The 23,309-nt window shown below is 64.8% G+C and carries 11 protein-coding genes; all 11 read left to right on the plus strand.

Translation table 11 applies throughout. The features are described 5' to 3' along the window. The first annotated feature begins 90 nt into the window (after positions 1-90). Positions 91-12,579, plus strand: a complete 12,489-nt coding sequence (locus tag NIBR502773_RS27450; protein WP_141157433.1) for a filamentous hemagglutinin family protein — start codon at positions 91-93, stop codon at positions 12,577-12,579. A gap of 652 nt (positions 12,580-13,231) precedes the next feature. Beyond that, the gene (locus tag NIBR502773_RS27455; protein WP_065926276.1) at positions 13,232-13,825 is read left to right on the plus strand and encodes a transposase; all 594 of its coding nucleotides are present in this window, start codon (positions 13,232-13,234) and stop codon (positions 13,823-13,825) included. A 59-nt stretch (positions 13,826-13,884) separates the two neighbouring features. Further along, positions 13,885-15,474, plus strand: a complete 1,590-nt coding sequence (locus NIBR502773_RS27460; RefSeq protein WP_115488583.1) for a ShlB/FhaC/HecB family hemolysin secretion/activation protein — start codon at positions 13,885-13,887, stop codon at positions 15,472-15,474. A 24-nt stretch (positions 15,475-15,498) separates the two neighbouring features. After that, positions 15,499-17,298, plus strand: coding sequence for a DUF2341 domain-containing protein (locus NIBR502773_RS27465; RefSeq protein ID WP_141157434.1), 1,800 nt, complete (start codon positions 15,499-15,501; stop codon positions 17,296-17,298). Positions 17,299-17,309: 11 nt separating this feature from the next. Further along, entirely contained in the window at positions 17,310-17,735 is a 426-nt protein-coding gene (locus tag NIBR502773_RS27470) for a biopolymer transporter ExbD (protein WP_010211136.1), read from the plus strand. Between the two features lie 3 nt (positions 17,736-17,738). Next, complete coding sequence (locus NIBR502773_RS27475) at positions 17,739-18,443, plus strand: energy transducer TonB (protein WP_115488585.1); 705 nt, start codon at positions 17,739-17,741, stop codon at positions 18,441-18,443. Between the two features lie 47 nt (positions 18,444-18,490). Beyond that, complete coding sequence (locus NIBR502773_RS27480) at positions 18,491-20,191, plus strand: putative porin (protein WP_141157435.1); 1,701 nt, start codon at positions 18,491-18,493, stop codon at positions 20,189-20,191. 18 nt (positions 20,192-20,209) lie between these two features. After that, positions 20,210-20,836 (plus strand): DNA repair protein, encoded by a 627-nt coding sequence (locus NIBR502773_RS27485; RefSeq protein ID WP_115488587.1) that lies wholly within the window; start codon positions 20,210-20,212, stop codon positions 20,834-20,836. Between the two features lie 20 nt (positions 20,837-20,856). Further along, the gene (locus NIBR502773_RS27490) at positions 20,857-21,318 is read left to right on the plus strand and encodes a YbjN domain-containing protein (protein ID WP_065924373.1); all 462 of its coding nucleotides are present in this window, start codon (positions 20,857-20,859) and stop codon (positions 21,316-21,318) included. Beyond that, entirely contained in the window at positions 21,315-22,256 is a 942-nt protein-coding gene (locus NIBR502773_RS27495) for a peptidylprolyl isomerase (RefSeq protein ID WP_141157436.1), read from the plus strand. Before NIBR502773_RS27490 ends, NIBR502773_RS27495 begins: the two co-directional genes overlap by 4 nt. Before the next feature lie 51 nt (positions 22,257-22,307). Next, positions 22,308-23,288: a LysR family transcriptional regulator gene (locus NIBR502773_RS27500; protein WP_141157437.1), complete on the plus strand. Its 981-nt coding sequence runs from the start codon at positions 22,308-22,310 to the stop codon at positions 23,286-23,288. Positions 23,289-23,309: the final 21 nt, after the last annotated feature.

Genomic DNA, 23,309 nt, shown 5'->3' on the forward strand with positions numbered 1-23,309 from the left:
GAAGTTCAGTCGCGCCCCTCGCCAACCGCCTAACCCTCATACGTGAGCGTGCCTTGCTCCCTGCGTGATAACAAAGAAGGAAGATCCCCGATGGTCCGCTGCAAATCACCGGTTAACCTGAAAGCCCAAGAGACGATCCTGCGCCTCAAGCCACTGGCCCAGGCCATCGCCCTGTTGATGGTGGCGGGCAACGCCCATGCGGCTACGGCGTTCAGTTCCAGTTGGTTTGCCGACAAGGGCGCGACCCAGGCGGCGACGGCGGCACGGCTCAGTGCCGGGCAAGTGCCGGGCGTTCCGACGCTGAACCAGCAGGCACGGGTCAACCAGCAGTTGGCACGCTCCATCAGCACGCTGAATACCAGTGTCGCGGCGATTGCCGCGCAACAGGCCGCGCAAGCGGCGGGGCGCCAGGCTGCGTTCGGCCAGGTGTCGACGATTCCCGATGGCTTGGGCAAGGGCGGCTTGCAGGTGGACAACAGCCTGACCCAGGGCTGGACCAACGCCAAGGCTCCGAGCCAGACCCAGGCCGGCGGCAAGACCACGGTGAGCATCGAGCAGACCGCCGACAAGGCGATCCTCAACTGGGAGACCTTCAACGTCGGGCGCAACACCACGGTGGACTTCCAGCAGCAATCCAACTGGGCCGTGCTCAACCGCGTCAACGACCCCGATGCCCGGCCCAGCGAGATCCAGGGCCAGATCAACGGCGCCGGCACGGTGATGATCATGAACCGTAACGGCGTGGTGTTCAGCGGCACCAGCCAGGTCAATGTGCGCAACCTGGTGGCAGCGGCGGCGAACATTACCGATGAGCAGTTCACCCAGCGTGGCCTCTACGTCGATACCACCGGTACGCAACCGACCTTCACCGACGCGGCAGGCAAGGTCGAGGTGCAACGCGGCGCCCTGATCCAGACCCACAACGCCGCCACGTCCACCGATGCCGGCGGCTATGCCTTGCTGCTCGGCACCGAGGTTGAAAACGCCGGTACGCTCATCACTGCCAAAGGCCAGACGACCCTGGCGGCCGGCGACAGCTTCTATATCCGCAAAGGCGTCGGCACCGCCGGCAACGAGCGCTCTACTACCCGTGGCAATGAAGTCGCGACGGCCCTCAACGCCGACAGCACTGCGGGCAAGGTCACCAACAGCGGCCTGATCATGGCCTCCACCGGCGACATCACCCTGACCGGCCACCAGGTCCAGCAAAACGGTGTGGCCCTGACCAGTACCTCGGTGGATACGCGCGGCACCCTCCACTTGCTCAACGCGGCCAGTGACACCACCGGCAGCGTCACCCTGGGCGAGGGCAGCACCACCGCGATCCTGCTGGACGCCAGCGGCAGCAGCGCCCTCAATTCCCAGAAAAACAATGGCCTGACTTCGCTCGATGGCAAGCCCGCCAACCTGATCACCGAGCAATTCAACCACTTGAGCGCCGTGGCCGATCGTACCGACCAGTCGCGTATCGAGATCGTCAGCGGCGGCACCGTGGACTTCCAGAAAGGCTCGATCACCCTGGCGACCGGTGGCCAGGTCGCGGTCAGCGCGGGCGGGCGCAGCCTGGTGCGCGATGGGGCGATGATCGACGTGTCCGGCGCGGTGGGCGTCAAGGTGTCGATGGAAGCCAACAACATCAAGATCAACGTACAGGGCAACGAGCAACGCGACGCACCGGTCAACCGTGAAGACGGGAAGCTGATCAACAACGATGTGTGGGTCGACCTGCGCGAACTGGTGTTTGTGCCGGCCGGTACCAACGGCTATGCCACGGACCGCTGGTACACCGCCGGCGGCTTGCTGGAGGTTGGCGGTTACCTCGGCACCCAGGGCCACTCGGTGGGTGAGTGGATGGCCCAGGGCGGTACCGTGACCTTTACCGGCCAGGACGTGGTGACTCAAAAGGGTGCGCAGATCAACCTGTCGGGCGGCACCGTGGATGTGCAGGCCGGGTATATCCAGCAGACCTGGCTCAAGGGCCCGGACGGGCGTTTGTATGAGCTGTCCAACGCGCCCGGCGACATTCTCTATTCCGGGCTCTATAAGGGTTACGAAGACACCAGCAAGCGCTGGGGCCAGACCGATTTCTACTACAACCCGATGCTCGCCAAGCAGCGCCGTTACGAGAACGGTTATACCGTGGGCCGCGATGCCGGCAAGCTGGTGGTCGGCACCACCAGTGCGGTGCTGGAAGGCCAGGTGGTCAGCGATGTGTTCCAGGGCGATCGCCAGACCCAGGCGCCGAACATCAACCTTGACGGTTACCAGCAGTCGCAGAAGGCCATGGCCCAGCGCGCGCAGTTGATCATTGGCGGCTACACGCCGGTCTACAACAAGACCACCGGCACCCTGCGCTATGCGCTGACCGGCAGCACCGAGCAGGTGCTGATCGACAGCAATACACAGAAAATCGCCGATGGCCTGGACCTCACAACGGCGCTGCCAGCGGATCGCCAAGGCCAGATCGTGCTCGACAGTGACCAGCTCAACGGTTTCCAGTTGGGCGCAATCAAGGTCGCCGCCAACCAGCAGGTCAGCGTCAACGGTGCACTCAACGTGGCGGACGGTGGTGCTATCACCCTGCTCGGGCCAGGCGTCACCATCAATGCCAACCTGACGGCCCACGGTGGCAGCCTCCAGGCCGGGAACATCCTCAGCCAGGTCGATCCGACCAAGGACGGCGCTGTCGAGGACACGATCCTGCCGGGCGACGGCAGTGTGACGGTCGCCGCCGGGGTCAAGCTGGATGCCAGCGGGCGCTGGAATAACCTGCTGCTGGACGCGGCCAACAGCACCGGCGTGGCCTATGTGAACGGTGGCAATGTGTCGCTGCGCAGCACGGGCAACGTGCACCTGATGGCCGGCAGCGTGGTGGACGCCTCTTCCGGCGGCACCCTCGGCGTGGATGGCCGGCTCACCGGCGGCAAGGGCGGCAACGTGACCCTGGGCGCACTCGGCGCCCTGGGGCTGGGCGGCGAGGTGCGCGGCTATGGCGTCACCGGCGGCGGCACCCTGGCGTTGCAGGCGCGCAAGGTGCAGATCGGCGACAGCCCCCTTGCGGCGGATGCCGACACCCTGAAACTGGCCGCTGACTTCTTCAATAAAGGTTTTTCCGCCTACGACATCACCGGCAACGAGGGGTTGATCGTCACCGACGGTACCCAAGTCGATGTCACGGTCCCGGTGTATCGGTTGGGCGCACAGGCGTCGTCGATCGCCACCGGCAGCGACCCGGCCAGTGCGTTGGAGCGCTGGACGCCCATGCTCTATCAGGAAGATCCGACCAAGAGCCTGCTGACCCAGCGCCGTGGCGCCGGCTTGAGCCTGAACGCGGGCTACGTCGACTCCACCGCCGAACAACTGGCAACCGCTGCCCTGACGGTGGGCCAGGGCGCGGTCATCAATGTCGATCCCGGCCAGGCCATCAGCCTGCGCAGCGTTGGCCAATTGAACATGGACGGCACGCTGAACGCCTGGGGTGGCAGCGTGACCCTGGGGGGCATCAAGGCTGGGTCTGCCGAGGATGTGAATGCGGCTGGCCATGGTCGCTCCATCTGGGTTGGCGAACATGCGCTGATCGATGTCGCAGCGCGTGCTGCCACGGCGGTTGACAACCTTGGCCGCGCGTATGGCCTGGTCCGCGACGGCGGTACCATCACTATCGGCGGCACGCTCGATCTGCAGACCGGGGTGGCCACGGCCAGTGACGTGTTTGTGGTGGTGCGTGAAGGTGCGCGCCTGGACGCCTCCGGCACCGAGGCCCTGCTGAATATTCTAGGGCAGGGCATGGTGCGCCAGGCCAGCAATGGCGGCAGTATCAGCCTGGCGTCCAATAACGGCCTGTACCTGGACGGCAGCTTTGTCGCCAGGGCGGGTGGCGCCGGCGCTGCGGGCGGCAGTCTCGCGGTCGCATTGGACAGTCCGCTCTACACGCTTAATACCGTGGTTGATCCGGTGCTCAAAGGCCGTGAATTGCTGATCAGCCAGACGCACCAGCGCCACGACCTGGCGGGTACGCCGCAGGAGGCTGCCGGCAGCCTGGAGTACGGCCATGGGCGTCTGGGAGTGGACCAAGTCAGCGCGGGCGGTTTTGACAACCTGGCTTTGATGAGCAACGGGCTCATCAGTGCCGATGGCGATGTTTCGCTGACGCTGGGCCAGAGTCTGCGGCTGTTCGGTACGGCCTTCGGCCTCAGTGAAAATGCCGCTGACAACACCCGGGTCAACCTGGCTGCACCGTATCTATTGCTGGCTGGCGTCAACACGCCAGGCCGGGACGGGTATGTGCGTCCGGCGATTGTGCTGCCTGTCCCGTCCCAGCGTGAAACCGCCGCTCAGTTCAACGCCCGCGCTAACCTGATCGATGTGCGCGACAGTGTGTTGTTTGGCGTCAAGGGTAGCCTGCGTCAGGCGGATGGCAGCCTGCTGGATATGGAACGGCGTGGCTTTGACCAGGTCAACCTGACCAGCGAGGGTGACCTGCGGTTTCTGGCAGGGGCCAATGAGAACGGGGTCGCCCTGGGTATCAGCACCCAATTGCTGACCCAGGGCGACATGACCTTGCGCGCGGCGCAGTTGTACCCCGGCACACAGGTCGGCGCGCGGGTGATCGCGGGCTACCTGGGTGAGGCAGGTATCAACGATATCCTGTTCGACCCGTTGCGTACGTTGACCATTGGCCGTACCGGCACGGCCGACGCCGCCATTCCCTATTCGGCGTTCGGCCGCCTGCAACTGGGCGCAGCCACGGTTCGCCAGGGCGGTGTGGTGCGGGCGCCGCTGGGGCTGATCGATATCGGCAGCATGGGCAGTAACCTGGTGCAACTGTTGCCGGGCAGTATCACCTCGGTCAGTGGCAAGGGGCTGGTGCTGCCCTATGGCGGCACGCTGGATGGCCAGGAGTACCGCTACAACGGTCAAAAGGTCACGTTTATCGGCCAGGGCGGGGTGGCCAACCTGAACAGCGACTTGAGCGTCGGCGTCATTCTGGGCGGTACCACCGTCGCCGTGCAGCCGGATGCCACGCTCGACCTCTCCGGCGGTGGCGAACTGCTGGGCGCCGGCTTCATTTCCGGGCGCGGCGGTTCCACCGATGCGCGCTACAACCCGCTGGTGCAGTTCGGCGCCAACGGCGGGTTTGTGCTGCCGGGCCTGTCCACTAACCCGATCTATGCGATTGTGCCCGGGGTACAGCCAGGCGCGGCGCCGGTGGCGGCGGAGGGCGGTGCCGTGGCGCCGTTGATCGGCCAGCAGATCACCATCGGCGCTGGTGTGCCGGGGTTACCGGCGGGCACCTACACCCTGATGCCGTCGACCTACGCCCTGATGCCGGGGGCCTTCCGCGTCGAAATCAATGGGCTGGCCGGGCTTGGCGGCGATGGTGCGACCACGCTGATGCGCAATGGCTCGTGGGCCACCTCGGGGCAGCTGTCGATTGCCCACACGGGGATCAGCAACAGCGTCGCCAGCCAATTGATCCTGACCTCGGCCGATACCCTGCGCCGTTATTCCCAATACAACGAAACCAGCTACGCCCAGTTTGCCAGGGCCGATGCAGCCCGGATCGGCGTGCCCCGGCCGATGCTGGAAGCCGACGCCAAAACCTTGAAACTGTCGCTGCGCCCTGGTGCGGGTGCGGATGCCTTCTCGTTCGAGGGCATCGGCCGTTTCGATGCCGCCCCAGGCGGCTACGGCGGTACGGTGGCAGTGCTGGATCCAACCCGGCAGGGTATCGAAGTGGTCGGCGCGGGCAAGTCCGCCACTGCAGACTTCGCCGGCATTACGCTCAAGGCCGACACCCTCAATGCCTTGGGTGCATCGCGGCTGGTGGTGGGCGGTATGACGGTGGTGGAGTACGGCCAGTCCGGGAACTTTATCAACCTGGCATCCGGCGCGAATGGTGCCAACAGCACGGTGACGCTGCGCGAAGGGGCAACACTGGCGGCCCCTGAAGTCTTTCTGGTGAGCGACACCGGCGCAATCGTGGTGGAGCAGGGCGCCTCGATCAACACCCTGGGCCGCGGCAAGGCCAGTTACGACGCACGTGACGGGTTTATCTATCGGGTTGCCAACATGCTGGCGGTGTCCAACGGGCTGCTCAATGTGGTCAGTGCGCCGTCGCCAGACGGCGTCAGCGGCGGGATTAACATAGGCGCCTGCGACGGCGGCACGTGCAGCGGCCAGACCGGCCTGTATTCCGATGGCAGCATCGTGGCGCTGACCAACGGTACCTTCCAACTGGGCGACCAGGTGCGCTATGGCACGCGTCACCTCAACCTGGGTGTCAGCACCATCAACCTGGGCAGCGCCGAAGCCCTCGCCGCTGCCGGAAACCGCGTGCCGGCCGGCCTGACCCTGACCCAGGCGCTGCTCGACCGCCTGCTGCGCGGTGACACGCAATTCGGCGCGCCGGCCCTGGAAACCCTGCAACTGTCCGCCCGTGACAGTTTCAATTTCTACGGCACCACGTCCCTGGACACCTATGACCCCGTCACCGGCAAATCACTGCTGAACAACCTGATGCTATCCACCCCGGCGATGTATGGCGCCGGGGCGGCCAACGATGTGGCGACGATCCACACCGCCAACCTGATCTGGCTGGGCGCCACCAACGCCCCTGGCGCGGTGGTGACGGGCGGCGCGGGCACCGGCAGTGGACGCCTGGACATCAACGCCGAGCGTATCGAATTCGGCTATGGCGAGTTCGGCCAGACGAGCAAGGTGAAGCGTTTCGACCGCCTGGCCTTGGGGTTCGCCAACGTCAACCTCAACGCCAGCGAACGCATCACCGCCAACCACAAGGGCAGCCTGTCGGTGTACCAGCGTCAGGGCGCGTATGACCCGGTCAACGGCTTCCAGTACAGCGGCGGCAACCTGACGATCCGTACACCGCTGATGACCGGTGAGGCCGGCTCGGTGAACACGATCAAAGCCGGCGGTGCGATTGATATCGGCGCGTCGGCCGGCCCCCGTGGCACGGCCAACGGCCAGGGGGCCGAGCTGTCCCTGCAAGGCGACAGCATTCGCGTGGCCGCTGCGGTGGTGTTGCCCAGCGGCAAGGTCAGCCTCAGCGCCAGGGGCGATGTGGTCTTGACCGATGACGCCTTGATCGACGTAGCCGGCCGCGCCATTGCCTTCAACGATGTGACCCAGTACGGCTGGGGCGGCGATGTGTTGCTGGACAGCCGCAGCGGTAATATCCGCCAGGCGGCGGGCTCGACCATCGACCTGTCGGCCCAGCACAACCAGGCGGGTAAATTGCGGGCCGTGGCCACGGATGCGGCGGCCGGGACCGTCGACCTGCAAGGCAGGATCCTTGGCAGCAGCAGCGGTTATTACGCGGCTGGTGGCACCTCGATGCCCTACCAGGCCGCTACCGTGGAACTCCAGGCCCAGCACCTGGGCGGCAGCGGTTCCCTGGACCAGCAGTTCGCCGACCTTAACCAGCGCCTCAACCAGGGCGGGGTCTTCGGTGCCCGCAGCTTCCAGCTCAAGCAGGGTGACTTGACCATCGGCAACGGGCTCAAGGCCGGCACCATCAGCGTGTCCATGGATAACGGCAGCCTGCGCGTGAACGGCCTGGTGGACGCCAGCGGTGAGCGGGTCGGCAGCATCAACCTGGCTGGCAAGCACGGCCTGACCCTCGACGGCACGGCGGTGCTCGACGCCCATGGCAGCAAACTGCGGGTGGACAGCTACGGCAAGATCATCGACTCGCCCAACCGCGCCATGGTGGTGCTTGGCTCCGGTGACGGCCAACTGACCCTCGCCGAGGGGGCACGTATCGACCTGCGTCACGGTACTGCTGCGACCGGCAATGACGGGCGCAGCCGCGGTACGCTGGAACTCAACGCGCCGCGAGTGGGCGGCAATGACATCGCCATCGACGCCCGTGGGCAGTTGACTATCCAAGGCGCGCGTTCGATTGCGCTCAACGGCATGATCACCTACGACGACGCCCCGGAAAAAACCGACCCTACCGCCAGCGGCAAGCCGTATCAGGAAATCACCCAGGGTTACCTGGATGGCAAGCACGCCTTGAGCGACGCCTTTATCAAGGCTGCGTTGCAGAACAGCAACCTGCTGCAAAACAAACTCGCCGGATTGAACAACGCCACTTACGCCGATGCTTTCCACCTGCGCCCTGGCGTGGAAATCGTCAGCAAGACGGCGGACGGCGACCTGGTCGTGCAGGGCGACGTGGACCTGTCCCGCTACCGTTACGCCAGCCTCAACCCCCATAGCCAGCAGGATAATGCCGTCTACGGCTCGGGTGAATCCGGCAGCCTGACCCTGCGCGCCGGGGGTGACCTGAATATCTATGGCAGCATCAACGACGGCTTCGCACCGCCGCCGGCGTCTGCCGATGACAAGGGCTGGGTGCTGTTGCCGGGTATCGACTACCGTGGCGGCACGGTGGTGGTGCCTGGCAACGGCGTGACCCTGGCCGACGGCACCGCCTTCCCGGCCGGCGCGACCCTTAACTATGACCTGCCGATCAAGGGCCTGACCGTCGCCGCCAATACGCGTTTGCCAGTGGCCGCGACGTTGGGCCAGGACCTGGTATTGCCTGCGGGCAGCGTCGTCGCCGCCGATGTGCGCGATGCCGGCGGCACTCTGTTGTTTGCCGCCGGTACCTTGCTCGGCGAGGCGCAGACCCTGGTGGCGGGTACGCAACTGGGCGCCGGTACGCTGTTGACCGAGGGTACCCTGCTGCAAGGCATGACCTGGCCAAAGGGCGTACCGCTGCCAAGTGTGGACCAGGCAGGCCTGACCACTAACATTGTGCTGCTCGATGGTCTCAAGGCCTTGCCCAAAGGTGCGTTGATCCCTGCCGGCACGGATGTCAAGTTGCCTGCCGGGGTCCAGTCGGTGGCGTTGCGCGCCGGTGCGGCCGGGCAGCTTTGGGCGATCTCGCCGATGCTTGCCGAAGGCACCCAGTCGTGGTCGCTGCGCCTGGTCGCGGGCGCCGATACCGAGGCTGCGGACAGTCGCATCCTGCAAGCGCACCCGCGCAGCGGCGACCTGCATCTGGCGGACACTCACTACGGCATGTTCGCCAAGGCATTACCACCCCGTGGCGTGGAAACCTGGACGGCTGCCGGGGTCACGTACCTGGCGGGCGTCGGGGTGACCGTCAAGGCCGGTGATCCGATCGACCAGCGTGTGCTCGACGGCCTCAATAAGGGCTCAATCGATGATTTCTGCGGTGCATCCCCGCAATTCTGCAAGACCACGGGTGCTTACATATTCACTCCGGCGGCAGTCGCTCGATTCGCGAGGAAGGGCATCATCGTAAAGGCGGGGGACGAGGTCACCGAGGCGCTGGCGTTCAGTTTCAGTCAAATTACCGTGGAGCAACTGTGCGCGAGCCCCACGTATTGCCAGATGAAAAACCCGCAGGAATACGCCGCTGCACCGGCAAGCACGCGCTTGAGCGTGATCCGCACCGGGACCGGCGATCTGGAGTTGCTGAGCGCGGGCAACCTGAGCATGGACTCGTTGTATGGGGTGTACACCGCCGGTACGTCTTCTGCCGGCACCTTCCAGGGCGACCCCTACAATCAGCCCAAGGCGAAGCAGGGGGCCACCGTGCTGGGTGATCCTGGCAGCCTGTTCGAACAGTTCGTCAACGGCTCGTCCACGAGCTTGTACCGGGCCTGGTATCCAGAGGCCGGGGGCAATCTGACGATTAATACCGGGGGTGACTTGACCGGTGATATCACCAGCATCGCCCAGAGCAACATCGGGCGACCCAACCCCAAGGATCTCGGGTTCGATTCGGCGGCAATCGGCAACTGGCTATGGCGCCAGGGCAGCAGCGATGTGGCGACGGGTGGCCAGGCTCAACCGAGCGCGTGGTGGATCAATTTCGGCAGTTACACCGCAGCGGCTGCAGGCGCGGACAAAATGCTCGGTTTCACCGGCTTCGGCACCCTGGGCGGTGGCGATCTGGCTGTCAATGTCGGCGGCGACGCCGGGGTCTTGAACACCCTGGGTTATGGCTTCGGCAACGATGCCGTAAACCCCCATAGCCAAGGCCTGGTCCTGGCAGTGGGCAGCACGGGCAGGGTCGCCAGCGATGGCAGCCTGCAAGTGACCGGTGGGGGCGATCTGCGGGTGCGCATCGGTGGCAGCATGAACCCTGCCAGTGTTGTCGTTGCCAATGCGGACCATCGTGACGGCATGCTGGTCAATCTTCGTGGTGATGTGCAGTTGCGCAGCGCCAGTGTGGGCAGCGTCGATTTGCTGTACGGGGCAACCTCTACCGAACAGAGCCCGGGCGAGACCCGTGCCTTCGACCCGCTGGTCTCGACCCGTGGCGTGGCGCGCGGTGGGCTGACCCTGGTGCCGGGTGACGCCACGTTCAACGTGCAGACCCTGGGTGACCAGGTGGTGAAAACCGTCGAAGACCCGGGCCGGGTGCCGGTTAGCCATTCTTCGCCTTTTGCACAAGGCACCACCCTCGGCACCGGCAGCAGTTGGTTTACCCTGTGGACCAAGGACACGGCTATTGATCTGTTTTCCTTGGGCGGTAACCTGACCCCCGTCAGCCTGCCCGACACGCCGGCTGACCTGGCCGTGGCCTACCCGTCAATCGTCAGGGCAACGGCGGCCGGCGGCAGTCTGTATTACGGTAAAGCGGCCCGTGCGCAGGAGAACTCTGACCTCAACTACACAGACCCCCTGATGTTGGCTCCCGGGCCGGCCGGCCAGTTGCAGTTCCTCGCCCAGGGCTCGATCTACGCCGGTGGCATGGCCGTGAGCCAGTCCGGGGCGGCGCCGAGTGCGATGGCAACCCCTTGGAACCCTGCGTACCAGGCCCGTATTGGCAATGCTGTCGTGGTCAGCAACCTGCCGCCCACGGGTAGCCTGGTCAGTCTGTCGCTGTTGGCGTTCGGTTCCGGCACGGCAGCCGCGTCATCCGCTGGCAGCGCTGAGCCGGCGCGTTTTTATGCGATAGACGGGGACCTGGTCGGGGTGAGCAGTGGTCGGATAATCACGTTCAGCAGTGACCCTGGATCCCTGCATGAGGGCGAGACCTGGTATGAAGGGAATGGCCCGGTCCGGATGATGGCCGGGCGGGATATCGTCAGCAGTGGGCGTAGTTTTGGTGTGGACAGGACGGACGCGCCTTCGAGCAATAATCTGTTCCTGCACAAAAACGCCAACGATATCTCCATCGTGTCGGCCGGTCGCGACATTCTCTACAGCAACTTCGAGGTGGCCGGGCCTGGCCTGCTGGATGTGTCGGCAGGCCGCAATATCCTGATGACGGGACCTGCGGGCGAGTACAGCGTGACCAGCCTGGGCGGGGTATTGCCAGGCGATAGCCGCCCCGGCGCGAGCATTGTGATGCAGGCCGGTGTCGGTGCCAACGGGCCGGATTACCAGCGTTTTGTCGAGCGCTACCTGAACCCTGTCAACCAGGCACAAGCGGGCGAGTCGTTGCAGGGGGCCAAGGTCGCCAAGACGTACGAAAACGAACTGGTTACCTGGCTCGCCGAGCGCTTCGGTTTTGTCGGCGACAGCGAGCAGGCCCGCGCCTACTACGCGGCGCTGCCCGCCGAGCAGCAACGGATATTTGCCCGCGACGTGTACTTCGCCGAACTCAAGGCCGCCGGCCGCGAGTACAACCAGGACGGCAGCGTGCGCCAGGGCAGTTACCTGCGTGGTCGCGCGGCGATTGCGGCGCTGTTCCCGGACAAGGACGTGGCCGGTAACGCGATCACCTACCAAGGCGACATCACGCTGTTCAACGGCTCGGGCGTACACACCAATGCCGGTGGCTCGATCCAGATGCTCACCCCAGGCGGCAGCCAGACCTTCGGCATCGAAGGCGCGGCACCGCCGTCGACAGCGGGTCTGATCACCCAGGGTTCGGGAGATATCCAGCTGTACTCCCTGGGCAGCATCCTGCTCGGCCAGAGCCGCATCATGACCACCTTCGGCGGCTCGATCATGGCCTGGACCGCCCAGGGCGACATCAACGCCGGGCGCGGCTCCAAGACCACCGTGGTGTACACCCCGCCCAAGCGCGTCTATGACAACTGGGGCAACGTGAGCCTGTCGCCGTCGGTGCCGAGCACCGGTGCGGGGATCGCCACGCTGAACCCGATCCCGGAAGTGCCGGCGGGGGATATCGACCTGATCGCGCCGATGGGCACCATCGATGCGGGGGAGGCGGGCATTCGGGTATCGGGTAACGTCAACATCGCCGCCCTGCGGGTGGTGAACGCGGCGAACATCCAGACCCAGGGCAAGTCGTCCGGGGTGCCGGTGTCGGCCACCGTCAACACCGGGGCCATGAGCTCGGCCAGCGCGGCGGGAGCGGCGGCGTCCCAGGCCGCAGAAGACGCGGCGCGCAGCCAGCAGGCGGCGGCCAAACAGGGCCGGCCGTCGATCATGACCGTGGAGGTGCTGAGCCTGGGCACCGAGCCGTTGCCGCGTGAACCGGAACCTCGCAAAACCTCGGGCTACAACCCCGACAGTCCGGTGCAGGTGTTGGGCGCGGGGCCGCTGAGTGAACAGGCGCGGGCGCGGTTGACGGATGAGGAGCGTAAGCAGATCAGTTTGTAGAACTTCAGAAGGACCTCTCGATGTACCGTTCGGGGCGATCAGTGATCGCCCCATTTTTTTGGCGGATCAGAGGGGCGGCGACCTGATAATCGACCGGTGTTGTGGGGTGTGATTCGGTCAAAACTGTGGGAGGGGGCTTGCTCCCGATAGCGGTGGGTCAGCCAGCCCCTCTATCAACTGTGCCGCCGTCATCGAAGCCTCGCTAAAACTCGACATCTCCCACAGGGGATCAGCGGTGCCCACGAGATCTACAGCCGGGCAACCTCCCACCTGCCAACCGAGCTCAAATGTGGGAGGGGGCTTGCTCCCGATAGCGGTGGGTCAGCCAGCCCCTCTATCAACTGTGCCGCCGCCATCGAAGCCTCGCTGAAGCTCGACATCTCCCACAGGGGATTAGCGGTGCCCACGAGATCTACAGCCGGGCAACTTCCCACATTTCCAACCGAGTACACCGGGCACAACTCGCTCAGCTCTAGGGCCGCCATTGCAGCCCCCGGAAAAATTGCCCCCCTCACAATCCAAAATGAAGCTTTCATGACAAAAGTTCGGTAGCTCATCGCCACTTCCGTCTTGCCTATGTAACGCGCTGGAGGCCGCCACGAGCCGCCTCCCCAGCCGTCAGCGGGACGCCAGGAGTGGGGCAATGGGAACTATGGAACGTTACTCGAAAGTAGGCATGCAGGAGCTTGACCAGCGCCTGTCGAAGATCGTCGAGGCTGCGCGCAAGAAGCCGGTTTCGGTGTACCGCTACGGCGCGCCTTGGGTGTGGATCGTCTCCCAGGACGACTGGCAGGGCGCCTTGAAGGAAGTGTCCAGCTACATCCCGGCGGGACATTCGCTGGTGTTGTTGCGCCCGCAGATCGACGAGGTGCTCGAGCAGCATCGCGACCTGCTCCAGGCCGCGCCGGGCATGTCGATCGCGCCGCAGACCGTGGTGCAGATCCTGCTGCTGCAACTGCTGTATTCGGTGCCCAGCGAACAGCAGCTGCACGAGCAACTGAACTACAACCTGCTGTTCCGCTGGTTCGTCGGCCTGGAGCTGAACCAGAAGGTGTGGAGCATCCACGCTTTGCAGCGCGACATCGCCAGCCTGTTGAACAACCCGCAGGCCGTGCAGTTGATCCAGACCATCATCGGTGAAGTGTTCTGTGGCGCCTTGCTGCACATGCCGGAGTTCTCCCTGAACTTCGCCTTGCTGCACACCTGGCTGGCGCGACACAGCCATCTTTCGACCAGCAGCAATTGAGCAGGCCAGACGCCGTGCAATCGGCGACGGTGCAAAATCTTAGACAGTTAGGGGGCGGTGTGGAGCATCTGTTCAAATCAACGCTGGCGTTGTGCTGCCTGACGCTGGGCGTCCTGGCGCAACCGGTGTGGGCCGAGGAGGGCGGTGAGGCCCCGGCGCGCAAGGTGGACGTCAACGAGTACTTCGTGCGCGGCAATACCGTGCTCGATGCGGCGACGATCGAGGAGGCGGTGTACCCGTTTCTCGGCCCGCAAAAGACCCTGGACGATATCGAAGGCGCGCGCGATGCGTTGCAGAAGATCTACCAGGCGCGTGGCTACCAGTCGGTGTTTGTCGAGCTGCCGGAACAGAAGGTCGATGACGGTATCGTCTATCTGCAGGTCAGCGAAACCAAGGTCGGCCGCGTGCGTGTGGTCGGCGCCAAGCACTATTCGCCGGTGGAGATTCGCGAGGAAGTGCCGGGGCTCAAGGAAGGCGCGGTGCCGGATTTCACCACGGTGCAAACCCAACTGGCCGGGCTCAACCGCAGTGCCGGCCGGCAGGTCACGCCACTGGTCCGCGAAGGCCAGCGCCCCGGCACCATGGATGTGGATCTGCAGGTCGAAGACCAGAACCCCTGGCACGCCAGCCTCGGCCTGAACAACGACTACAGCGCCGACACCGAAAAGCTGCGCTCGGTTGCCACCCTGGGCTACGACAACCTCTGGCAACTGGGCCACAGCATTTCCCTGACCTACTTCACCGCGCCCCAGGACACCGAGAATGCCAAGGTCTGGTCGGGCTCCTACAGTGCGCCGCTGAACGAACGCTGGACCTTGCAGTTCTCCGGTTACCAGTCCGACAGCAACATCGCCACCATCGGCGGCAGCAACGTGTTGGGCAAGGGCCATTCCTACGGCGTGTCCGCCATCTACAGCTTGCCGGCGGCGGGCAACTGGGCCAATTCGTTTTCGTTCGGTGTGGACTTCAAGGATTTTGACGAGCAGATGAAGTTCGGCGCCAGCAGCGACCAGGTGCCGCTCAAGTACGCGCCGTTCACCCTGGGCTACAACGGCTATCGCTACACCGAGCAATCCCAGCTGGGGCTGGGCTTGAACCTGGTGGTCGGCACCCGTGCATTCTTTGGTTACGGCAGCGACGCCGAAGAATTCGATTACAAGCGCTACAAGGCCAGTGCCAGTTTTGCCGTGCTCAAGGGCGACCTGAATTACACCTACACCTTCGCCAACGATTGGCAGTCGGCCTCCAAGGGCGCTTTCCAGCTGGCCTCCGGGCCGCTGGTGTCCAACGAGCAGTATTCCGCCGGCGGCGCCACCTCGGTGCGCGGCTATCTGGCGGCCGAGCGCACCGGGGACGAGGGCTATTTGCTCTCCCAGGAACTGCGCACGCCGTCCGTGGCCAAGTTCCTCGGCAGTTATGTGCAGGAGTGGCGCTTCTATGCGTTCGCCGAAGGCGCGCGCATGCGCCTGCACGACCCGCTGCCCGAGCAGGAAGACGAATACAGCCTGGCCAGTGTCGGCCTGGGCACCCGCGCCAGTTTGAGCAAGTGGTTGTCCGGCAGCCTGGATTGGGGTTACCCGCTGCTCGATGGACCGAACACCCAGAAACAGGACTCGCGACTGCACTTCAGTGTGCAGGCGACTTTCTGACTTTTTCTTCCGGAGACTTCACCCATGCAACGCCTATTCCTGAGCCTGTTGATCTGCCTGGGCTTCGCGCTCCCGGCCACTGCCCATGCCTGGTGGCAGGACGATTGGCACTACCGCAAACAGATTTCGGTGGACACCACCGCCCAAGGCGCCGCGATCAGCCAGGCCCTGGGCCGCACCGCGTTGCTGGTGCGCCTGCACACCGGCAACTTCACCTTTGACGGGGTCAAGGACGACGGCGCCGACCTGCGCTTTGTGAGTGCCGATGACAAGACCGTGTTCAATCACCAGATCGAAAGCTTCGACCCGTTGATGGGCATGGCGTTGATCTGGGTCGATGTGCCCAAGGTCGAAGGCGGCCAGCGCCAGGACTTCTGGATGTACTACGGCAACCAGAAGGCCCCGGCCACCGCCAATGGTCAACTGACGTTCGATCCGAATTACATCGCGCTCTATCACTTCGATGGCGCCAACGCGACGCCGCCACGGGACACCACGGCCTACGCCAACACCGCGTTGAACGCCACCGGCGCGAGCATCGACGGCGTGATCGGCCGTGCCTTGCAGTTCGGCGGCCAGCCGCTGCTGTTGCCGGCCAGCCCGTCGCTGCAACACGCCGCCGGCGCTGCCTTCACGTTCAGCGCCTGGCTGCGCCTGGACCAGGCCAGTGGCGAGCAAATCGTGCTGGCCCGGCGTGACGGTGCCCACAGCCTGTTGCTGGGCCTGAACCAGGGCTCGCCGTTTGTGGAGATCGACGGCCAGCGCGCGGTGTCGACCCAACCGCTGAACCCAGGCCAATGGCAGCACCTGGCGTTCACCGCCGAGGGCGACAAGGTCACGCTGTATGTGAATGGCCGTGAAAGCGCCACGCTCGCCGTGGCCATGCCTGGGTTCAACACGCAGCTGGCGGTCGGCGCCGACCTGCCGGAAGCCGGCAGCGCGCACCTGCCGTTCGCCGGGGCCATGGATGAGTTGCGCCTGTCCAAGGTGGCGCGCCCGGCCGCACTGTTGCTGGCCGATGCGAGTGCCCAGGGCGCCGAGTCAAAACTGGTGGCCTACGGCGTGGATGAAGAACAGTCCGGTTTCGGTTTCGGCAGCCTGGGCTTTTTGCTCAACGCCGTGCCGGTGGACGCCTGGGTGATCATCCTGGTGCTGGTGGCGATGATGTTCCAGTCGTGGGTCATCATGCTGCGCAAGAACCGTCAGGTCAGCCGCCTCAGCAGTGCCAACGAAGTGTTCCGCGAGCACTTCGCCCAGATCGGCACGCGCCTGGAGATGTATGCCGACGATGCGCAGTTGGCTGAGCGCCTGAGCCACTCTTCGCTGTGGCGCCTGTACCTGGTGGCGGTCAAGGAGATCCGTACCCGCCGTGCCCAGGGCGCCGACACTTCGTCGGTGTCGGCGGCGACCATCGAAGCGATCCGCTGCTCCATGGACGGCGTGCGCACCCGTGAGAACCAGGCCCTGAGTTCCAAATTGTCGACCCTGTCCAACGCCATCGCCGGCGGCCCGTATATCGGCCTGCTCGGTACGGTGCTGGGGATCATGGTGGTGTTCCTCGGCACGGCCATGGCCGGCGACGTGAACATCAACGCCATCGCTCCGGGCATGGCGGCGGCGTTGCTGGCCACGGCCATGGGCCTGTTCGTCGCGATCCCCGCGTTGTTTGGCTACAACCGCCTGATCACGCGCAACAAGGAAGTCAGCGCCGACATGCGCGTGTTCGTCGACGAGTTCATCACCCGCCTGGCGGAGATGCACGGCGAGAGCCAGCACAGTGAAACCGCGCACCGCCGCGACCATCACGCATCGGTTCCGGCCTGAGGAGAATCGCCATGGCTTCCGTAAATGCCTCCCACGACGATGACGATGATGCCGCCGTCGACAGCATCAACATCACGCCCCTGGTGGACGTGCTGATGGTGGTGCTGGTGATGTTTATCCTCACCGCCACCGCCCAAGTCTCGGGGATCCAGATCCACCTGCCCAAGGCCAGCGCCTCGGTGTCGCTGTCGGAGGCCAAGACCAAGGCCATCTCCGTGAATGACGGCGGCCAGGTGTTCCTCGACGCGTACCCGGTGACCCTCGGCGAACTGGAAGAACGCCTGCGCATCGAGAAAGCGCTGAACCCGGACTTCCCGGTGATCGTGCGCGGCGATGCGATGGTGCAGTACCAGAAAGTCATCGAGGTGCTCGACCTGCTGCGCCGGCTGGAGCTGTCCCAGGTCGGGCTGGTCACCGGCAAACCGAGCCAGGGCTGAGTGATGACCGCACAGATCCCGATCGCGCCATTGCCGGTGAAGAACAAACCGCCGTTGCGCCCGTTGAAGTGGGGCGCCGGCCTGTTGCTGGGCGCCGTGGCGGCCTGGTTTCTCTGGCAGTGGGCCAATGACATGAGTGGCGTACGCCGTGAAGCGCCGAAGGTGCCGACGATTATTCCGTTGCCGCCACCGCCGCCACCACCCCCGGAAAAACCCAAGGAGCCCGAGCCCCAGGTTGAAGAGAAAGTCCCGGAACCGGTGCCCAGCCCCGAACCCGAAGAGATCAAGCCGGCCGAGGAAGCACCGCCTTCACCGAATGAAGACCTGGCCAACCCGATGCAGATCGACGGCGACGCGCAGTCCGGTAACGACGGCTTCAACATCGGCGCCGGCAAGGGCGGCGGCATGGCCGGCAGTGGCGGCGGCGGGCTGGGGACCGGCACGTACAAGCAATACCTGGCCGGTACCTATCAACGGCTGATGCGCGAAGACCCGGAGCTGCGCAAGAAGGCCTTTGCGATACAGATCGACCTGTGGCTGGGCGCCGACGGCCAGGTGACGAAGGCGCTGGTGGCCAAGTCCAGCGGAGATGCCGACACCGACGCGCAGATGCTGGCGCTGATCCGTGCGCCTCGCGCCACCCAGAAACCTCCGGCGTCGCTGACGCTGCCCATGCGCCTGTCCCTCAAGGGCCGGCGCCCGGATTGATTGCACGAAACCTCTTACCTACGGTTTTTTACAGGAGTTGCGTACACATGATTTCCCCCGTGAATCGACTGACCCTGGCGGTTGGCATGGTCATCGCGACCCTGGTCGGGCAGGCGGCGGCCGCCCCGGTTGCGCCTTCGGAAAACGTCACCATCAACCTGATCCGCCTGCTGGTGCAGCAAGGTGTGCTGACCCAGGACACCGCCAATGGGCTGATCGCCCAGGCCGAAAAGGAAGCCCAGCAGGCCCGTCAGGCCAACGCCACGCCGGTGGTTGCCAGCGGCCCGGCGACCGCGCCTGGGGATGTGCGCGTGCAGTACGTGCCGCAGTCGGTGCGCGACCAGATCCGCGACCAGGTCAAAGCCGAAGTCATGTCCACCGCCAAGCAGGAAAACTGGGCGCAACCCAATACGTTCCCCGACTGGATCTCGCGCATCAGCTTTGATGGCGATATTCGTCTGCGCGACGAGTCGCGCTACTTCTCGGGCAATAACAGCAACAACATCACCGATTTTGCCAAGCTCAATGACACCGGCCCGTACGACGTCAACAAAAACTCCAACACCAAGTTCCCGCCGCTGCTCAACACCCGCGAGGACCGCGAGAACCTGTTCCGCCTGCGTGCACGCCTGGGCATGAAAGCGGTGATTTCGCCGGAATGGACCGCCGGCATTCGCATCGCCACCGGCTCCGACAATAACCCGGTGTCCACCACCCAGACCCTGGGCGGCGGCTTTGGCAAAAAGGACATCTGGCTCGACCAGGGTTACCTGAGCTGGAAAACCACCGATTACATGACGTTGACCGCCGGGCGCATCGGCAACCCGTTCTATTCCACCGACATGATGTATTCCAACGACCTCAACTTCGACGGCGTGGCGGCGATCTTCAACCACAGCCTCAACAGCGAGTGGGGCCTGTTCGGTACCCTCGGCGCCTTCCCGGTGGAGTACACCTCCGACACCGCCAGCACCAATGGTATCGACAAGGAAGACAGCGACACCAAATGGCTGTTTGGCGGGCAGATCGGCGCGGACTGGAAGATCAACCGCAGCAACCGCCTCAAGCTCGCGGCCGCTTATTACCAGTTCCAGGACATCGAAGGCGAGCGCTCCAGCCCTTGCTCCACCTGGCAGGGCGCGGCAGGTTGCGACACCGACGGCACGCGCGTGGCCTTCATGCAGAAAGGCAACACGGTGTTCAACCTGCGCAACAACACCACCAACCCGGCGGATCCTGTCCGCACGCCCGACCCGCAATACGTAGGCCTGGCGTCCAAGTTCGATGTGCTGGACCTCAACCTGGTCTGGGACAGCGAACTGCCCAGCGACTTCAAGCTGCGCAGCCAGGCCAACTTCATTCACAACCTGGCCTACGACAAGGGCGAGATGCTCAAGCGCAGCGAAGGCGAGATCGTCAACAACATCAACAGCAATGGTCAGTTTGAAAGTGGCGGCAATGCGCTGATGGTCTCGTTCACCCTCGGCAGCGCCCTGGAGATGCGCAAGCGCGGCGACTGGAACCTGTTGGCCGGCTACAAGTACATCCAGCCCGACGCCTTGCCCGATGGCTTCAACGACTCGTCGTTCCACCTGGGCGGCACCAACGCCAAGGGCTATTTCATTGGCGGCAACTACGGTATCGACAAGAACATCTACGCCAGTGCGCGTTGGTTGAGCGCGTCCGAAGTGTATGGCCAGCCGTTCGAAGTCGATGTGATGCAACTGGAACTCAACACGCGCTTTTGATGCGCAGGGAGACGCCACATGAACACACGAATCTGCGCGCTGTTACTGCTGCTGGTGAGCACCGGCGCTTCGGCCGAAGGCATGGAGGAACGCCTGCGCACGCAATTGCGCAGCACCACCCAGCAATTGCAGGCGCTGCAAAGCGAACAGGCCCAGGCCAGTGCCGCACGGCTGGCCGCCGAAAACCAGGCCAAACAAGCCCAGGCGCAAATCAAGCAATTGACCGCCGAGCTGGAAAAAGCCCGTGGCATGGCTGAGCAACTGGCCGGCCAGCAACAGAGCCTGCACAGCCAGGCGCAGGCCCAGGTGGCGGCGAGCAACGAGCAGATCGGCAAGTTCAAGAAGGCCTATGACGAACTGCTGGTGCTGGCCAAGGGCAAGGAAGCCGAGCGCGCGCGCCTGCAGGCGGCCTTAAGCGAACGTGACACACAAGTGCAGCAATGTTCAGTCAAGAATCAACAGATGTACGGCGTGGCCCAGCAACTGCTCGCGGCCTACGAAAAAATCGATGTGGCCGAGGTGATGAGCATTCGCCAGCCGTTCGCCAGCAGCGCACGGGTCAAGTTCGAGGAGCTGGCCCAGGGTTTTGGCGACGATCTGTACAAGAGCCGTTTTGATGCGCCCCAGGCAGCCGCCAATCACTGATAGACAAGGAAGAGATCACCATGAGCGAATTGATCACCAGCGTCACCGTCCAGAGCCTCACCGACCTGCTGCAGGACGCCGGCTACCGGGTTAACCAGAGCGAGCAGAACGGCATCGTGCAGTTGCTCAGCGCCAGCCAGGGCATCGGCTTTGCCGTGCGCTTCGGCAACCCGGCGGCGGAGCAGGGCAGCTATGTGGACTTCACCTACAGCTGCGCGTTGCGGGTGCAGGGCGAGTTGCCCGAAGGCCTGGCCCCGGTATGGAACGCCTCGCGGCGCTTTGCGCGGTTGTCTGTGCAGGGCGAGTTCCTGCTGATGGAAATGGACGTGGTGGTGGCCGGGGTTGGCGTCACGCACCTGCGCAGCCAGCTGGAATTGTGGGATCGCCTGTTGCAGGAATTTATCGTCTACCTGCGTGAGTACAGCCAGCAGGCCGCGCAGTTGCAGGCCGCCGCGGTGGGTGAAGAGGCGGCGGTGCTGTGAAAAAGCCAACCCTGATGCTCGGCGCGGGGGCGCTGGCTGTGCTGGTGGTGGCCGTGGCGTTGAGCCTGCGGCCGGGCAGCGACCCGGTGGCGGCGCAGCAACCGGCGCCGGTGATCAATCCCGCGCCGAGCGGGCCAGCGGTGGCGCGCCTGGGCAACCAGCAGATCGACCTGGCGGAGCTGAAAAGCGTGCTGGCCAGCCTGCCGGCCGAATCCCGCGAGCAACTGCGCGGCAACCGTGGCGCCCTGGAAACCTGGATTCGCTCGAGGCTGGCGCAAAAAGCCGTGCTTGAACAGGCCGATGCCCAGGGCTGGCGCCAGCGCCCGGAGGTGGAGCAGCAGACCCGCGCCGCCGCTGAGCAGATCGTGTTTCGCGACTACATGCTGTCGGTCAGCCAGGTACCGGCGGACTACCCCAGCGCCGCCGAACTGCAACAGGCGTACGACAGCGGCAAGGCGCAATGGGTGACGCCGCCGTTGTACCAGGTGAGCCAGATTTTCCTCGCGGTGAATGACCCGCAACACCTCGATGCCGTACGGCGCCAGGCCCAGGAACTGAGCCGCAAGGCCCAGGCCGCGCCAGCTGATTTTGCCGCCCTGGCCACGCAGTTTTCCCAGGACCCCGACAGTGCCGCGCGCGGTGGCGATTCGGGGATGCAGCCGTTGCAGCAACTGGTGCCGGAGGTGCGCGGCGCGGTGGCGCGGCTCAAGGTCGGCGCGGTCTCGGACGTGGTGCAGAGCCCGGCCGGGTTCCATGTGCTCAAGCTCATCGGCCAGCAGCCGGCGCGTACCGCCACCCTGGACGAGCTGCGTGAACGCCTGACCCAGGCCCTGCGCGCCCAGCGCCAGGAACAGATCGCCAAGGCCTACCTGGAAGGCATGCTCAACACCGCGACCTTGAGTATCGACGGCGCCGAGTTGAACAAAGTGCTGGAGTAACACGCCTCAACCCGCATTGGATGCACAGACCAACCAGACAGGGAGTCTCCCATGGCATTTCTCGAACCGTCTGCCCCACAGGGGCCCACTGCTTACCGTGCACCTACCGAGCCACGCAGTGCCTGGCTGGCCCTGGCCAGCGAGATCGACCCGGAGGTGGCCCGCTACTTTCTGGTGAGTGCGCGCTGCGGCTGTTTCATGCAGGCCGCGCGCAGCCTGAATATCAAGGCAACCCTGTTGCGCAAGCGCCTGGCCCAGCTGGAGGAACACCTGCGCCATGCGCTGTTCAGCTACCAGGGCAACGGCCTGGTGCTCAGCCGCGACGGCCAGCAATTGCAGGCCCAGCTGATCGCCCTGGCCCATGAACGGCGCCTGCCGGTACTGGAACAGCCGCTGATTCGCCTGGCGGTGGCCGAGCCGATCCTGCACGACATCCTCGGTCGCGACCTGATCGCCTTGCTGCGCCGCAATGCCAGCGTGCGCCTGGAGATCATCTCCCTCGACAGCCACCTGTCCCTGCAAGCGGTGGACGTGGATGTGGTGCTGTGGCTGGCGGACACCGACGGCCCGGTGCCCGGCCCGAGCTTTGTCACCGAACCGCCGCGGGCGCTGGCGCGATTGCGGTACCTGCCGCATATCGCCAAGCGCTATTCACGCCTGACCACGCGCCCGGACAGCGTGGAAGACCTGGCTGACTACATGCTGGTGCAATGGCAGCCGGACGCCCAGGTCGAGGCCCTGCAGCCATGGAACCAGGTGGTGCAACAGCGCCTGGCGGCGGTGGTGCAGGTGCATGCCTATTCGCTGATGCTGGAGATGATTCGCTGCGGCGCCTGCATCGGTTTGCTGCCGCACTACATGAGCAGCTTCGACCGGGGGCTGGTGGCGTTGCCGGGGTTGTTGGCCGAGGACAGCATGCAGCGCCAGGTGTGGCTGGCGGTGAATGCGCAGGTGCGCCACCCCGAGGCGGTGCAGATGATCGTCGAGTTGATCGTCAGCACCTTTGAGGGGCGGCGGGAGTGGTTTGACTAGTGCAGCAGTGCGAAGCTAACG

This window comes from Pseudomonas sp. NIBRBAC000502773, from assembly GCF_006517195.1.
In the GTDB taxonomy this organism is placed as follows: Bacteria; Pseudomonadota; Gammaproteobacteria; order Pseudomonadales; family Pseudomonadaceae; genus Aquipseudomonas; species Aquipseudomonas marginalis.

Excerpts from the sequence above, each read along its gene's own strand:
- NIBR502773_RS27480 (WP_141157435.1), top strand. The coding sequence starts at position 18,491 with ATGATTTCCCCCGTGAATCGACTGACCCTGGCGGTTGGCATGGTCATC.
- NIBR502773_RS27500 (WP_141157437.1), top strand. The coding sequence starts at position 22,308 with ATGGCATTTCTCGAACCGTCTGCCCCACAGGGGCCCACTGCTTACCGT.
- NIBR502773_RS27455 (WP_065926276.1), top strand. The coding sequence starts at position 13,232 with ATGGAACGTTACTCGAAAGTAGGCATGCAGGAGCTTGACCAGCGCCTG.
- NIBR502773_RS27490 (WP_065924373.1), top strand. The coding sequence starts at position 20,857 with ATGAGCGAATTGATCACCAGCGTCACCGTCCAGAGCCTCACCGACCTG.
- NIBR502773_RS27465 (WP_141157434.1), top strand. The coding sequence starts at position 15,499 with ATGCAACGCCTATTCCTGAGCCTGTTGATCTGCCTGGGCTTCGCGCTC.
- NIBR502773_RS27475 (WP_115488585.1), top strand. The coding sequence starts at position 17,739 with ATGACCGCACAGATCCCGATCGCGCCATTGCCGGTGAAGAACAAACCG.
- NIBR502773_RS27450 (WP_141157433.1), top strand. The coding sequence starts at position 91 with ATGGTCCGCTGCAAATCACCGGTTAACCTGAAAGCCCAAGAGACGATC.
- NIBR502773_RS27470 (WP_010211136.1), top strand. The coding sequence starts at position 17,310 with ATGGCTTCCGTAAATGCCTCCCACGACGATGACGATGATGCCGCCGTC.
- NIBR502773_RS27485 (WP_115488587.1), top strand. The coding sequence starts at position 20,210 with ATGAACACACGAATCTGCGCGCTGTTACTGCTGCTGGTGAGCACCGGC.